Raw genomic sequence first — 13,394 nt, 5'->3', positions numbered from 1 at the left:
CTACCCTCGGCTCGTGCCCACCTCGAAGATCGTTCTCGTCACCGGCGCCGGATCCGGACTCGGCCGCGCCATCACCGTCGCCCTCACCGCCGCGGGGCATCAGGTCGTCGGCACCGGGCGCACCGCGGCGACGCTCGACGACACCGTCGCGGCCGCGCCGGGGCCGGGCACGGTGACGGCCCTCCCCTGCGATGTCACCGACCCCGACGCGGTGACCGCCCTGTTCGAGCAGATCGCCGAACGCTGGGGGCGGCTGGATGTTCTCGTCAACAACGCGGGCATCTTCGGCCCGACCCAGCCCATCGACGAAGTGTCGGTGCAGGATTGGCGGCGCGTGATCGACACCAATCTCACCGGCTCTTTCCTCTGCGCCCAGGCCGCGTTCCGGCAGATGAAGAATCAGCAGCCGCGCGGCGGGCGGATCATCAACAACGGATCGATCTCCGCGCACACCCCGCGCCCGCACACCGTCGGGTACGCCGCCAGCAAGCACGCCATCACCGGCCTCACCAAAGCCCTTGCCCTGGAAGGCCGTAACCACGACATCGCGGTCGGCCAAATCGACATCGGCAATGCGGCCACCGATCTCACCGCCGGCATCGCCGCCGGCGCCCTGCAGGCCGACGGCACCGTCCGCCCCGAACCCACCATGGCCGCCGAGGACGTCGCCCGCCTCGTCACCCACACCATCGACCTCCCCTCGAGCACCAACATCCCGTTCCTGACGGTCATGGCGACCGGCATGCCCTATATCGGCCGCGGCTGACGCGCACCCCCAGCGCCTCGAGGTTACGTCGAGCCGGCCTGAACTCGCGCTAATCTTGGATCGGGAGGAGGGTCCGGTTCCGAACCGGATTTATGGGGATGATTTATCAAGAGCGTTATGGCTTCGATCTGAAAACTATGGCGGTGGTGCTGAGTTCAGCGCTGTTCGTGGCGGCCGCGATTCTGGTGCCGGGCATGTCGCCGGTGCTGCGGATCGCGACATTGCTGTTGTTCGGCGGCGGGGGGTTGCTGCTTGTGGCGGTCGCGTTGTCGCGCAAGGTTGCCCTGCGAGTGGACCAGGCCGGGATCACGCTCGGCGGTCAGCCGCTGCGTTACGAGTCGGGGACACTGCGGATTCCGTGGGCCGAGGTGCAGGCGGTCGTGCTGTGGCGTCAGCACAGCGCCGCCGGGATTGCTTGGATCGGCGTGCTCCGTAGCGTCGACGCGCCACCGCTGCCGAGCACACCGGCCGGAGCAACAGGTCGGCGCGTGCACTCTGCCGCAGCGGCGATCAGCGGTGCACCAGACGCGCGGTTGCTGGAATGCGGGCGAACCATCAACGGGTGGAAACTCGACACCGCGCAGTTGGCGGCCACGCTGCGGGCCATCGCGCCGCAGGTCGAGTTGATCGACAATCGTTGAGCGGAAACCGATTTCACTCCGCTACCAGGTGACCGGAAGTCGGCGTACGCGGTGCACGCCCAGGGTGTCCGGGCGCAGGGGGATCTGATCCGGCGGGATCGTGAGACGCAGGGTCGGGAAGCGGGAGAAGAGCGCGGGGAGGGCGGTGCGTAGCTGGACTCGGGCCAGTTGGCGGCCCAGGCACCGGTGGATGCCGTAGCCGAAGCTCAGGTGGGGGCCTGGTGTGCGCAGGGGGTCGAAACGGTGTGGGTCGGTGAATCGGTCGGGATCGCGGTTGGCGGTGTGCAGGGAAAGAGCCACTGTCGCACCGGTTTCGATGGTGTGGCCGTCGAGTTCGACATCGGTCCGGGCGGCGCGGGTCAGGGTGTGGATGATGGCCAGGTGGCGGAGCAGCTCCTCGACCGTCCGGTCGGGGTTGGTGCGCAGGGTGGCTCGGTGCTCGGGGTGGCGCAGGAGCGTGGCGGTGCCGAGGGCGAGGGCGTTCGCGGTGGTCTCGAAGCCGCCGATCAGCAGCAGGACGGCGACGCCGGTGAGTTCGGCGCCGGAGAGATCGGTTCGGGTCAGTTCGCCGAGCAGGTCGTCGGTCGGCGCGACGCGCTTGGCGTCGACCAGGTCCCGGAGGTATTCCTGAGCCGCTTCGAGTGCGGCGAAGCCCTGATCGAAGGGCACGTCCGGATCATTCAGCGTGGTAACGAGATCGGCCACCAACCGCTGGAACAGATGTCGATCGGCTTCCGGCACGCCGAGCAGTTCACAGGTCAGCAGCGCGGGGACCGGGTGGGCGAACGACGTCATCAGGTCCGCCGGGCCGCCCGCGTGTTCCATCGCGTCCAAACACTCGGCGCTGATCTCCCCCGCGTGCCCGGCCAGTAGCCGCATCCGCCGGACGGTGAAGGCGCCGGTCAGCAGCGTGCGGTAGCGGGTGTGCTCGGGGGCGTCGAGATTGAGGAAGACGCCGGGCGGGGCCGGGGGCAACGGGCCGAGAGCGGCCAGCGCCGAGTGCGTCAGCTCGGCGCGTGCGCTGAAGCGCGGATCGGCCAGGATCGCGCGCACGGTGCCGTACCCGGTGGCCAGCCAGCCGCGATGGCCGTCCGGAAACACCATGCGGGTCAACGGTTCCGGACCGGCGGAGGGTTTCAGCATGTGCCGAACGCTAGGGTGCATTCAGGTTCTACTCAATGGGAGTGCGGCCTCGAATCGCCATCATCGCAGGCAGATGCGATGCGATCCGTGCAATGACCTTGCCGCCGAATGCACTGACTCACAACTGGCCGTGCAATGAGATGCCGCTGAACGCATACTGACACCATCCGACGAACCCGGAAGGCAGACACCCGATGCCCGGAGGCCGGCTCACCCTGGACGAGCGCGAAGGCATCGCGGCCGGACTGGCCGAGGGCCTCGGATACGCCGAGATCGCCCGCCGGCTCGACCGACCCGCCTCGACCGTCAGCCGTGAGGTCACCCGCAACGGCGGCCCCGGCCGGTACCGCGCCGACCGAGCGCACCGCGCCACCGCCGCCCGCGCTCGCCGCGGCACGACGGCCTCGCCGCGCCGACCCGTCACCGCGGACTTCGATGACGACGCGTTGCGCGAATTCGCCGCCCATTTCACCGACCTGTTCGTGTACGACGGCATGCCCCGAATGCAAGCCCGCGTCCTCACCTGCCTGCATCTCACCGACTCCGGCAGCCTCACCGCCGCCGAACTCGTCCACCGCCTCGAAGTCAGCCCCGCCTCCATCTCGACCGCCGTCCGCGCCCTCGAGCAACGCGATCTCCTACGCCGGGAACGCGATTCGCGCCGCCGCGACCACTACCGCATCGACGACGACACCTGGTACCGCACCACCCTGAACCTGGCCCGCGCCGCCGAAGTGCGCGTCCAGGCCGCCCGCCGCGGCGCCGAACTCCTCGGCGCGACAACCCCGGCGGGCGCCCGGCTCGAGGGGATCGCGCGCTACCTCGACTATCTGGGCCGGCAGATGGTGGAGGTGGTGGAACGACGACCCCGTGTGTGAGCGATTGCCGATTTACCGCTATCAGTCCAATTGTTCGGCAACGTTTTCCCGCGCGGACCCGCCGGTTTCGGGCCAAACGCTTGTTCACCGAGATCTGTGGTTAGATTCATTCGCCGACGCCGGAGTGGCGCATGCCTTTCGCGCCTTTTCCTCGGCTGTCCTGGCACTTTTCATGCTTTACCTCAGTGAATGTTGGCGCAGCGCGGTCGCCGCCCGATTCGGGCGTGTGCGGCCGCGCGACAATGAGCGAGGGGTGAATGAGCAAGTATCGATGGAGCAAGTGGGTGGTGGCGGCCGTCGCCGTGGCACTCGTCGCCCCGCCGGGCGGCGCGTCCGCCGATGTCGTGGTGCCGCTGCCCGACGGGCATATCGAGGGCCCCGGGATCAAGATCACCAGTCGTCGTGAGCGCGCGGTCATTTCGCCGTCCATCGCCGCCAACGGCGCCGGGCGCAGCTCGTGGCTGTCCGGGGACGTGACGGCCGAGGTGGAGACGCCCGACGGTGTCGTCGGCCCCAACAACGGTCCCGAGAACTACCCGGGTACCAACAACTCGGGCACCCACGGTTCGTCCAATCTGACCGTCGGATACATCGTCGGCTGCCAGGTGGCGCTGGCCGCCCTGACCGCGAACACGGCGTTCACCCTCAGCGCGACCCCCAGCCTCACCGGCGGTTTCAGCTTTCCGCTGGCCCCGGGGCAGATCCAGTGGGTGGCGATCAACAACATCGAGCTCGTCAAGAGCGGCACCTACACGATCAACTACCAGGATGTGCCGATGGAGGTTCAGGGCTGCGGCGGTTACGCGCAGGCCCGGCAGGTCTCCGTGGTGGAGATCATCGGCCCGGAATACGTGAAAGCGACGCTCTACGGCCAGCCGTTCAGCATCGGCTGACGGTCCGCTCCGACGGAAGGGATCCCATGTTCGGCAAGGTTCTCGGTGCGGCACTGGCCGCGACGGTGTTCGGGATGGGTCAGACGGCGGTGGCCTCCGCCGACACCTTCGTGCCGCTGCCCGGCGGCACGATCACGCGCGAACTGGCCGACGGCACCACCGTGACGGTCACCGTCGAACGCGAGTCGGCCAAGGTCAGCCCGTCGCTGGGTGCGACGCCGGTGCATCGCAACGTGTGGGTAACCGCCCGCGCGAGTGTGGATCTCGCGGGGCCGAGCGCCTCGACCGCGACGATCAAGATCAGCCCGGGCTATGTGGTCGGCTGCCAGGTGGACATCGGCGGGATCACCGGCAGCAACAACGAGAGCGCGACCCTGTCCAACAACACGGTGCCGATCGCGCCGACGGAGTCCTTCGGCGCCGGCATCACCTTCGGGCCCGGAAAGGCCATCGCGCGCCTGATGCTCGACCTGGAGATGCCCGACGACTACGGCCAGGAATCGCACAAGCGCTACAACAAGATTCCCGGCCCACACACCAGCGTGACCTGGATCGACGAGACCTTCGCGGTGGACGGCTGCGGCGGCTACGCCCAGGCCCGCTCGTTCGTGGCGGCCGAGATCGACAGCACCAACTACATCGGCAATGTCGTGCTGTGGGGCCAGCCCTTCAGCATCGGCTGATCGCGGCGCTCAGACCGACCCGTGCTGAGAGTCGAAGGTGGCGGTGCGGGCGCCCAGCAGGATCTGGGCGCCCGGCCGCAGCGGTAGCGGGCGGCCCGGCGGGACGCGAATCCAGTCCGCCCGGCCCGGCGCGCGCACGTGCGTGCCGTTGGCGGAACCGCAGTCCAGGACACTGACTTCCCAGTCGGCCAAACGGATCTCGGCGTGCGTGCGCGACATGCCGCCGGAGGCGTCGTCGAGGCGGACCGGGCGCGCCCCACGCCGGACGGCGTCCGAGTACTCGGGTTCGCGGCCCAGGACGCAGTCCGCGTCCAGGATGATGATGGTGCCGTCGTCGAAGAGCAGCAGGCCCAGGGGCGGGCGGACGCCGTCGGTGAGCACACCGGCGTCCGGGTCCATCCGCATGCCGCAGACCGCGCAGAAAGTGGCGCGCGGATCGTTGTGGTGCTGCCGGTCGCACTTGTAGCCCTTGACGATCGCCGGTCCGCCGACCACGGGCGCCGCGAGGTCACCGAACAGTTCGCGCGCGACGATCGGGAGCGCGGTGGGCGTGGGCGTCGCGTCCGGCAGCGGCTCGGGACGCGGCTTGGACAGCGACCGCGCCCGCGCGACCGCGCGATCCGCGTCGGGCCGGGCGGGATCGCGGGTGGTCGCCCGCTCGGCGGGCGCGCGATAGACCGGCTGCCCGTACCAGAGCACGCCGCCCGAACCGGGCACCGCGCCCTCGGCCAAGGCGCAGACGCCGCGCACCCCGGGCAGGTCGAACTCCTGGTCGCCCTCGTCCACGAAGACGCCGACGCCGATCTCGGGCGCCGGGAACACCAAGCGGTCCACCGTGAATCCGGCCTCGCCGCCGCGCAGCACCTCCGCGCGTTCGCCGCCCGCCAGGACCGCGGTGACCCGGCCGTGCAGGAACACCGCCACGCCGGTGCTGGTCGGGGTGAGCACGCCGAAGTCGACGGCGTCCTCGGCACCGAGTCCGACCAGCCAGGTGGTGGCCAGGCGCGCGAACGCCTTTCCGCTGCGCTGCTTCTCCGATTTCGCGGCCGCCCGCACCAGCCCCCGCACCTCGAGCAGGGTGGCACCGGCCGCCGAGGACCGGGTGGCGGGCGCGTCCGCGCGGTTGGCGACCACGATGAGCACACCGCTCGTGACGGCGACCAGATGCGTGCCCGCGAGCACCTCGATGTCGGGCCTGCTCTCGATCGCCGCCACCGTCCCCTCGTATCCCGGGACCAGCCCCGCCGCCTGCGCCGGATCGTACCGGCAGAAACCTAAGGGACGCTTGGCATCTAACGGCCCCGGACCGCGACGCGCACGCGGATTCTCCCGAACCTGCCACGCCGCGAGCTTTCCCGGACGTACCATCCCTGCGTGGCCGACGCGAACCGTTCCGCCCCCTTGCGGGTGCTGGTCTACAGCAATGATGCCGATACCCGGCGCCAGGTGACCATGGCGCTGGGCAAACGCCCGCACCCGGAACTACCGGAACTCGACTACGTCGAGGTCGCCACCGGCCCGGTGGTGATCCAGCGGATGGACGCGGGCGGCATCGACCTGGCCATCCTCGACGGCGAATCCGCCCCGACCGGCGGCCTGGGCATCGCCAAGCAGCTCAAGGACGAAATCGAGCACTGCCCACCGGTTCTCGTCCTCACCGGCCGCCCCGACGACGCCTGGCTGGCGAACTGGTCGCGGGCCGAGGCCGCGGTGTCGCATCCGATCGATCCGATCGCGCTCACCGACGCCGTGGTGTCCCTGCTGCGCAGCCGCGCGGCGGCCTAGTCTCCGGCTTTCTATAGCCGCAAGGCATTTCACGATCAGCGCCGCGCTCGCGGCCACCCGCCAGCGACCTATGAGCAACCTCGGTCAATGGGGGTGGCAGTGCGCGGCGATGATCGATCGCACCGTACGCAACTCATCGGTAACACCGATACCGGTGAGTAGCAACGGCATTCCCGACACCCCGGAACCACCTCGGAGTTCGTCACGTGACAACGCGGGCGGATTACCACCGTTTCTGTCATGAATCGCAGTTCCGATATCGATCAAACCCGGGAACCAATCGAGTAGCCTGCCCCGGGTTCAGTTGTACTCTGTGCCGTAGCTCACACGAGCGCGGGCACGGCATGAAACCCGCCCCGACCGACCGGTCGACATTCACCCGTCCCAGCTCACAAGGAGGGGAACCGATCCCGTGAATTTCGAGATGCCCACCCTCGTACTAGGCGCGATAGCCGCGGCTTTCGCGATCTTCTCGATCATCATGGCCTCCCTGATCGGACCGAAACGCTACAACCGGTCCAAGCTGGAGGCCTACGAATGCGGTATCGAACCGACACCGCACGCCGTCTCCGGTGGCCCCGGAAATGCTGCGGGCCAGCGCTTTCCGGTGAAGTACTACCTCACCGCCATGCTCTTCATCATCTTCGACATCGAGATCGTGTTCCTGTATCCGTGGGCCGTGCACTTCGACGCCCTCGGCGTCTTCGGTTTCACCGCCATGGCCCTGTTCATCGTCAATGTCTCCGTCGCCTATGCCTACGAGTGGAGCCGTGGCGGGCTCAGTTGGGACTGAAAAGACAATGGGTCTCGAAGAAAAACTGCCCAGCGGGTTCCTGCTGAGCACCGTGGAAGACTTCGCCGGCTACCTGCGCAAGGGTTCGCTGTGGCCGGCCACCTTCGGCCTGGCCTGCTGCGCCATCGAGATGATGGCTACGGGCGCAGGCCGTTTCGACCTCGCCCGGTTCGGCATGGAGGTCTTCCGCGCCTCGCCCCGCCAGGCCGATCTGATGATCGTCGCGGGGCGGGTCAGCAACAAGATGGCGCCGGTGCTGCGCCAGGTCTACGACCAGATGCCCGAGCCGAAATGGGTACTGGCCATGGGCGTTTGCGCCTCCTCCGGCGGCATGTTCAACAACTACGCGATCGTGCAGGGCGTCGACCACGTGGTGCCGGTCGACATCTACCTGCCCGGCTGCCCGCCGCGCCCGGAGATGCTGATGAACGCGATCATCACGCTGCACACCAAGATTCAGGAGATGCCGCTCGGCGTGAACCGGGAGGAAGCGATCCGCGCCGCCGAGCAGGCCGCGCTGGCCTCGACCCCGACCATCCGGATGGAGGGTCTGTTGCGATGACCTTCGATACCCCGCAGAACACCCAGAACCGTTCCGAGACCGACGCCGCCGCCACCGCGGGACCGGAGGGCACGCTGCCGCCGGACCAGCCGCAGGCCGGCGGCGACGAGGTGATCGGTGTGCGCCGCGGCATGTTCGGCAGCACCGACACCGGCGACACCTCCGGCTACGGCCGCCTGGTCCGCCCGGTCGCCCTGCCCGGCGGCAGCCATCCGCCCTACGGCGGCTACTTCGACGAGGTGGTCGCCGCGCTGCGCGACGCCCTCGCGGCCGGCGCGCTCGCGCTGGAAACCGCGCTGGAGAAGATCGTCGTCTTCCGCGGCCAGCTCACCCTGCACGTCCGGCGCGAACACCTCGTCGCCGTCGCGCAGGTCCTGCGGGATCACCCCGCACTGCGTTTCGAGTTCTGTTCCGGCGTCAGCGGCGTGCACTATCCCGAGGACACCGGCCGCGAACTGCACGCGGTCTACCCGTTGCTGTCGATCACGCACAACCGCCGGTTGCGCCTCGAGGTCTCCGCGCCCGACGCGGATCCGCACATCCCGTCGCTGTTCGCCGTGTACCCCACCGTCGACTGGCACGAGCGTGAGACCTACGACTTCTTCGGCATCCTCTTCGACGGTCATCCGTCGCTGACCCGCATCACCATGCCGGACGACTGGCGCGGTCATCCCCAGCGCAAGGACTACCCGCTCGGCGGGATCCCGGTCGAATACAAGGGCGCGCGCATCCCGCCGCCCGACGAGCGGAGGGCATACAGCTAGTGAACGACATCGACACTCTCCCCACGGTCACCGTCGCCGGACAGGACTGGGAACAGGTCGCCGAGACCGTCGAGGGCATGGCCGAGGAACGCATCGTCGTCAACCTGGGCCCGCAGCACCCGTCCACGCACGGCGTGCTGCGGCTCATTCTGGAGATCGAGGGCGAAACCGTCATCGAGGCCCGCTGCGGTATCGGCTACCTGCACACCGGGATCGAGAAGAACCTCGAATTCCGGAACTGGACGCAGGGCGTCACCTTCGTCACCCGGATGGACTACCTGTCGCCGTTCTTCAACGAGACCGCCTACTGTCTCGCCGTCGAATCGCTGCTCGACATCACCGAGCAGATCCCGGAGCGCGCCACCACCGTGCGCGTCCTGCTGATGGAACTCAACCGCATCTCCTCGCATCTGGTGGCGCTGGCCACCGGCGGCATGGAGCTGGGTGCGCTCACCCCGATGCTGTTCGGTTTCCGGGAACGCGAACTGATCCTGGACGTCTTCGAGACCATCACCGGCCTGCGCATGAACCACGCCTACATCCGGCCGGGCGGCCTGGCCCAGGACCTGCCCGACGACGGCGTGCAGAAGGTCCGCGAGCTGCTCGACCTGCTGCCGAAACGCCTGCGGGACATGGAGCATCTGCTCACCCAGAACCCGATCTGGAAGGCCCGCACCCAGGACATCGGCTACCTGGACCTGACCGGCTGCATGGCCCTGGGCATCAGCGGGCCCTGCCTGCGCGCCACCGGTCTGCCGCACGACCTGCGCAAGTCGCAGCCCTACTGCGGCTACGAGACCTACGAATTCGACATCCCCACCACCACCGGGTGCGACTGCTACGGCCGCTACCTGATCCGGGTGGAGGAGATGAAGGAATCGCTCAAGATCGTCGAGCAGTGCCTGGACCGGCTGCGGCCGGGCCCGGTCATGGTGCAGGACAAGAAGATCGCCTGGCCGGCCGACCTGGAACTGGGCCCGGACGGACTCGGCAACTCCCCCAAGCACATCGGCAAGATCATGGGCACGTCCATGGAGGGCCTGATCCACCACTTCAAGCTGGTCACCGAGGGCATCCGGGTGCCTGCGGGCCAGGTGTACACGGCCGTGGAATCCCCGCGCGGCGAACTCGGCGTGCACATGGTCAGCGACGGCGGCACCCGGCCCTATCGCGTGCACTATCGCGATCCTTCGTTCACGAATCTGCAAGCGGTGGCGGCGATGTGCGAGGGCGGCATGATCGCCGACGTGATCGCCGCGGTCGCGAGCATCGACCCGGTGATGGGTGGTGTCGACCGATGACCGAGATCCTGCTCAAACTGTCCACGCGACCGGAGCCGTTCCCGCTGTCTGTGCGGGAGCGGCTCGAAACCGATGCCAAGGCGATCATCGCCCGGTACCCGGTGGCCCGCTCGGCGCTGCTGCCGATGCTGCACCTGGTGCAGGCCGAGGAGGGATTCGTCTCCGGCACCGGCATCGATTTCTGCGCCGATCTGCTGGGCCTGACCGGTGCGGAAGTCACCGCGGTCGCCACCTTCTACTCGATGTTCCGGCGCACCCCGACCGGGCAGTACCACGTCGGCGTCTGCACCAACACCCTGTGCGCCGTCATGGGCGGCGACGCGATTCTCGCGCTGCTGGAACAGCATCTGGGAATCGAGCACGGCCAGACCACCGAGGACGGCGCGGTCACCCTCGAGCACATCGAGTGCAACGCGGCCTGCGATTTCGCCCCCGTGGTGATGGTGAACTGGGAATTCTTCGACAACCAGACCCCGGAATCGGCACAGGCCCTGGTCGACGCGCTGCGCGCCGGCCAGCAGGTGACACCGACCCGGGGCGCCACGCTGTGCACGTTCAAGCAGACCGCCCGCATCCTGGCCGGCTTCCCCGACGAGCGCCCCGGCGTGCTCGACGGCGCGGCGGGTGAGGCGACGCTGGCCGGCCTGAAGGTCGCCCGGGAGGAGAACGCATGACCACGGCTCTGACTCCCGTCCTGTCGCGCTACTGGGACGATCCCGAGTCCTGGACCCTCGACACCTATTCCCGGCACGACGGCTACCAGGGGCTGCGCAAAGCGCTGCGGATGGATCCGGATCAGGTCATCCAGCTCGTCAAGGACGCGGGGCTGCGCGGCCGCGGCGGCGCGGGCTTCCCCACCGGCCTGAAGTGGGGCTTCATCCCGCAGGGCCCCGGCCCCGACGGCGTGACCAAGCCGCACTACCTGGTGGTCAACGCCGACGAGTCCGAACCCGGCACCTGCAAAGACATTCCGCTCATGCTGTCGAGCCCGCACGCGCTGATCGAGGGCGTGATCATCGGCTCGTACGCGATCCGGGCCGCCACCGCGTTCATCTACGTGCGCGGCGAGGTGGTTCCGGTACTGCGCCGCTTGCAGGCCGCGGTCGAACAGGCCTATGCCGCGGGCTATCTCGGCCGCAACATCCTGGGTTCGGGCTACGACCTGGACCTGGTCGTGCACGCGGGCGCGGGCGCGTACATCTGCGGCGAGGAGACCGCGCTGCTGGATTCCCTGGAGGGGCGGCGCGGTCAGCCGCGCCTGCGCCCGCCGTTCCCGGCCGTCGCGGGTCTCTACGCCTGCCCGACCGTGGTCAACAATGTGGAGTCCATCGCTTCGGTGCCGCCGATCCTGGTCAACGGCATCGAGTGGTTCCGGTCCATGGGCAGCGAGAAGTCACCCGGCTTCACCCTCTATTCGCTGTCGGGTCACGTGGCGCGGCCGGGGCAATACGAAGCGCCCCTGGGTATTACGCTGCGCGAGCTGCTGACCTACGCGGGCGGGGTGCGGGCTGGGCACACGGTGAAGTTCTGGACGCCCGGCGGTTCCTCGACGCCGCTGTTCACCGACGAGCACCTCGACGTCGCCCTCGATTACGAGGGTGTCGCCGCCGCCGGCTCCATGCTCGGCACCAAGGCCTTGCAGATCTTCGACGACACCACCTGCGTGGTGCGCGCCGTGCTGCGCTGGACCGAGTTCTACGCACACGAGTCCTGCGGCAAGTGCACGCCCTGCCGCGAGGGCACCTACTGGCTGGTCCAGTTGCTCAAACGCGTCGAGGCGGGCCGGGGCACCGAATCGGATCTGCAGAAGCTCCTCGATATCAGCGACACCATCAACGGCAAGTCGTTCTGCGCGCTGGGTGACGGCGCGGCCAGCCCAATTGTGTCTTCGCTCAAGTACTTCCGCGAGGAGTACGTCGAGCATCTGACCTCTGGTGGCTGTCCGTTCGACCCCGCGCGCAGCACCGCCTGGGCGGAAGGAGTGGCGAAATGACCGCCACAGTGAGCTCCAACGACAGCGGGCTGATGCCCGCCGACCTGGTGACCGTCGTCATCGACGGCACCTCGGTCAGCGTGCCCGCCGGCACCCTGGTGATCCGGGCCGCCGAGCTGATCGGCATCCAGATCCCGCGCTTCTGCGACCATCCGCTGCTGGAGCCGGTCGGCGCCTGCCGCCAGTGCATCGTCGAGGTGGAGGGCCAGCGCAAGCCGGTCGCCTCCTGCACCCAGGTGGTCAGCGACGGCATGGTGGTGCGCACCCAGCTCACCTCCGAGGTCGCCGACCGGGCCCAGGAGGGTGTGATGGAGCTGCTGCTCATCAACCACCCGCTGGACTGCCCGGTCTGCGACAAGGGCGGGGAATGCCCGCTGCAGAACCAGGCGATGTCCTCCGGACGCCCGGAGACCCGCTTCGACGGCGTGAAACGCACTTACCCCAAGCCGATTCCGCTGTCCACGGCGGTGCTGCTGGACCGGGAGCGCTGCGTGCTCTGCGCTCGCTGCACCCGGTTCTCCCAGCAGGTCGCCGGTGACCCGTTCATCGAACTGATGGATCGCGGTGCGCTGCAACAGGTCGGCATCGCGCAGGCCGAACCGCTGGACTCCTACTTCTCCGGCAACACCGTGCAGATCTGCCCGGTCGGCGCGCTCACCGGCACCAGCTACCGGTTCCGGGCCCGCCCGTTCGACCTGGTCTCGAGCCCCAGCGTGTGCGAGCACTGCGCCTCCGGCTGCGCCCAGCGCACCGACCATCGGCGCGGAAAAGTGCTGCGCCGCTTGGCCGGTGACGATCCGCAGGTGAACGAGGAATGGAACTGCGACAAGGGCCGGTGGGCCTTCACCTACGCCACCGAGCGCGACCGCGTCACCACCCCGCTGGTGCGCGGCTGGGACGGCACGCTGCAACCCGCGTCCTGGTCGGAGGCGCTGGCCGCCGCCGCGAGCGGGCTGGCCGCGGCGTTCGGCAACGCGGGCGTGCTGGTCGGCGGGCGCGTCACCGAGGAGGACGCCTACGCCTACAGCAAGTTCACCCGAATCGCCCTGGGCAGCAACGACATCGACTTCCGCACCCGGGCGCACTCGGCGGAGGAGGCGGACTTCCTGGCCGCCCGCGTTGCCGGGCAGGGCGTGACCGTCGACTACGACAGCCTCGAGCGCGCGCCGATCGTGCTGCTCGCCGGTTTCGA

The 13,394-nt window shown here is 68.8% G+C and carries 15 protein-coding genes; 13 read left to right on the top strand and 2 right to left on the bottom strand.

The window, feature by feature from the left end; genetic code table 11:
• Window positions 1-13: 13 nt before the first annotated feature.
• Complete coding sequence (locus AB0H76_RS32835) at window positions 14-766, top strand: SDR family oxidoreductase (protein WP_357330955.1); 753 nt, start codon at window positions 14-16, stop codon at window positions 764-766.
• Between the two features lie 143 nt (window positions 767-909).
• Window positions 910-1,407 (top strand): hypothetical protein, encoded by a 498-nt coding sequence (locus tag AB0H76_RS32830; RefSeq protein ID WP_357330954.1) that lies wholly within the window; start codon window positions 910-912, stop codon window positions 1,405-1,407.
• A 21-nt stretch (window positions 1,408-1,428) separates the two neighbouring features.
• Here the strand turns inward: AB0H76_RS32830 and AB0H76_RS32825 are convergent, their stop codons facing one another.
• The gene (locus tag AB0H76_RS32825; RefSeq protein ID WP_357330953.1) at window positions 1,429-2,550 is read right to left on the bottom strand and encodes a cytochrome P450; all 1,122 of its coding nucleotides are present in this window, start codon (window positions 2,548-2,550) and stop codon (window positions 1,429-1,431) included.
• Between the two features lie 194 nt (window positions 2,551-2,744).
• Here AB0H76_RS32825 and AB0H76_RS32820 point away from each other — a divergent pair, with 194 nt between their 5' ends.
• From AB0H76_RS32820 to AB0H76_RS32810, 3 genes are all read left to right on the top strand, one after another.
• The gene (locus AB0H76_RS32820; RefSeq protein ID WP_357330952.1) at window positions 2,745-3,428 is read left to right on the top strand and encodes a helix-turn-helix domain-containing protein; all 684 of its coding nucleotides are present in this window, start codon (window positions 2,745-2,747) and stop codon (window positions 3,426-3,428) included.
• 257 nt (window positions 3,429-3,685) lie between these two features.
• Window positions 3,686-4,321: an MspA family porin gene (locus tag AB0H76_RS32815; protein ID WP_357330951.1), complete on the top strand. Its 636-nt coding sequence runs from the start codon at window positions 3,686-3,688 to the stop codon at window positions 4,319-4,321.
• Window positions 4,322-4,347: 26 nt separating this feature from the next.
• Window positions 4,348-5,004, top strand: coding sequence for an MspA family porin (locus AB0H76_RS32810; RefSeq protein ID WP_357330950.1), 657 nt, complete (start codon window positions 4,348-4,350; stop codon window positions 5,002-5,004).
• A 9-nt stretch (window positions 5,005-5,013) separates the two neighbouring features.
• On the opposite strand, the gene AB0H76_RS32805 is transcribed toward AB0H76_RS32810, so the two are convergent.
• Window positions 5,014-6,219 carry an FHA domain-containing protein gene (locus AB0H76_RS32805; RefSeq protein WP_357330949.1) on the bottom strand — a complete coding sequence of 402 codons (1,206 nt, stop codon included), beginning with the start codon at window positions 6,217-6,219 and terminating at the stop codon, window positions 5,014-5,016.
• 159 nt (window positions 6,220-6,378) lie between these two features.
• On the opposite strand from AB0H76_RS32805, the gene AB0H76_RS32800 reads away from it, so the two are divergent.
• The 8 genes from AB0H76_RS32800 to AB0H76_RS32765 form a co-directional block, all read left to right on the top strand.
• Complete coding sequence (locus tag AB0H76_RS32800) at window positions 6,379-6,789, top strand: hypothetical protein (protein ID WP_357330948.1); 411 nt, start codon at window positions 6,379-6,381, stop codon at window positions 6,787-6,789.
• Window positions 6,790-7,201: 412 nt separating this feature from the next.
• Window positions 7,202-7,582 (top strand): NADH-quinone oxidoreductase subunit A, encoded by a 381-nt coding sequence (locus tag AB0H76_RS32795; RefSeq protein WP_357330947.1) that lies wholly within the window; start codon window positions 7,202-7,204, stop codon window positions 7,580-7,582.
• A gap of 7 nt (window positions 7,583-7,589) precedes the next feature.
• On the top strand, window positions 7,590-8,144 hold the full coding sequence (locus AB0H76_RS32790; RefSeq protein ID WP_357330946.1) for an NADH-quinone oxidoreductase subunit B family protein: 555 nt from the start codon (window positions 7,590-7,592) through the stop codon (window positions 8,142-8,144).
• A complete protein-coding gene (locus AB0H76_RS32785) occupies window positions 8,141-8,908 on the top strand; it encodes an NADH-quinone oxidoreductase subunit C (RefSeq protein WP_357330945.1) in 768 nt (255 codons plus the stop codon). Before AB0H76_RS32790 ends, AB0H76_RS32785 begins: the two co-directional genes overlap by 4 nt.
• 8 nt (window positions 8,909-8,916) lie before the next feature.
• Entirely contained in the window at window positions 8,917-10,209 is a 1,293-nt protein-coding gene (locus tag AB0H76_RS32780) for an NADH-quinone oxidoreductase subunit D (RefSeq protein ID WP_357331457.1), read from the top strand.
• A complete protein-coding gene (nuoE, locus tag AB0H76_RS32775) occupies window positions 10,206-10,883 on the top strand; it encodes an NADH-quinone oxidoreductase subunit NuoE (RefSeq protein WP_357330944.1) in 678 nt (225 codons plus the stop codon). The genes AB0H76_RS32780 and nuoE overlap by 4 nt, the downstream gene beginning before the upstream one ends.
• Window positions 10,880-12,202, top strand: a complete 1,323-nt coding sequence (gene nuoF, locus AB0H76_RS32770; protein ID WP_357330943.1) for an NADH-quinone oxidoreductase subunit NuoF — start codon at window positions 10,880-10,882, stop codon at window positions 12,200-12,202. Before nuoE ends, nuoF begins: the two co-directional genes overlap by 4 nt.
• Window positions 12,199-13,394 (top strand): NADH-quinone oxidoreductase subunit G (locus AB0H76_RS32765; RefSeq protein ID WP_357330942.1); only part of this gene is annotated, 1,196 nt, incomplete at its 3' end. The genes nuoF and AB0H76_RS32765, both read left to right, overlap by 4 nt.

This window comes from Nocardia sp. NPDC050712 (assembly GCF_040654295.1).
In the GTDB taxonomy this organism is placed as follows: Bacteria; Actinomycetota; Actinomycetes; order Mycobacteriales; family Mycobacteriaceae; genus Nocardia.
Note: the sequence above shows the minus strand (reverse complement) of the source record. Positions and strands in the feature narration are given on the sequence as shown.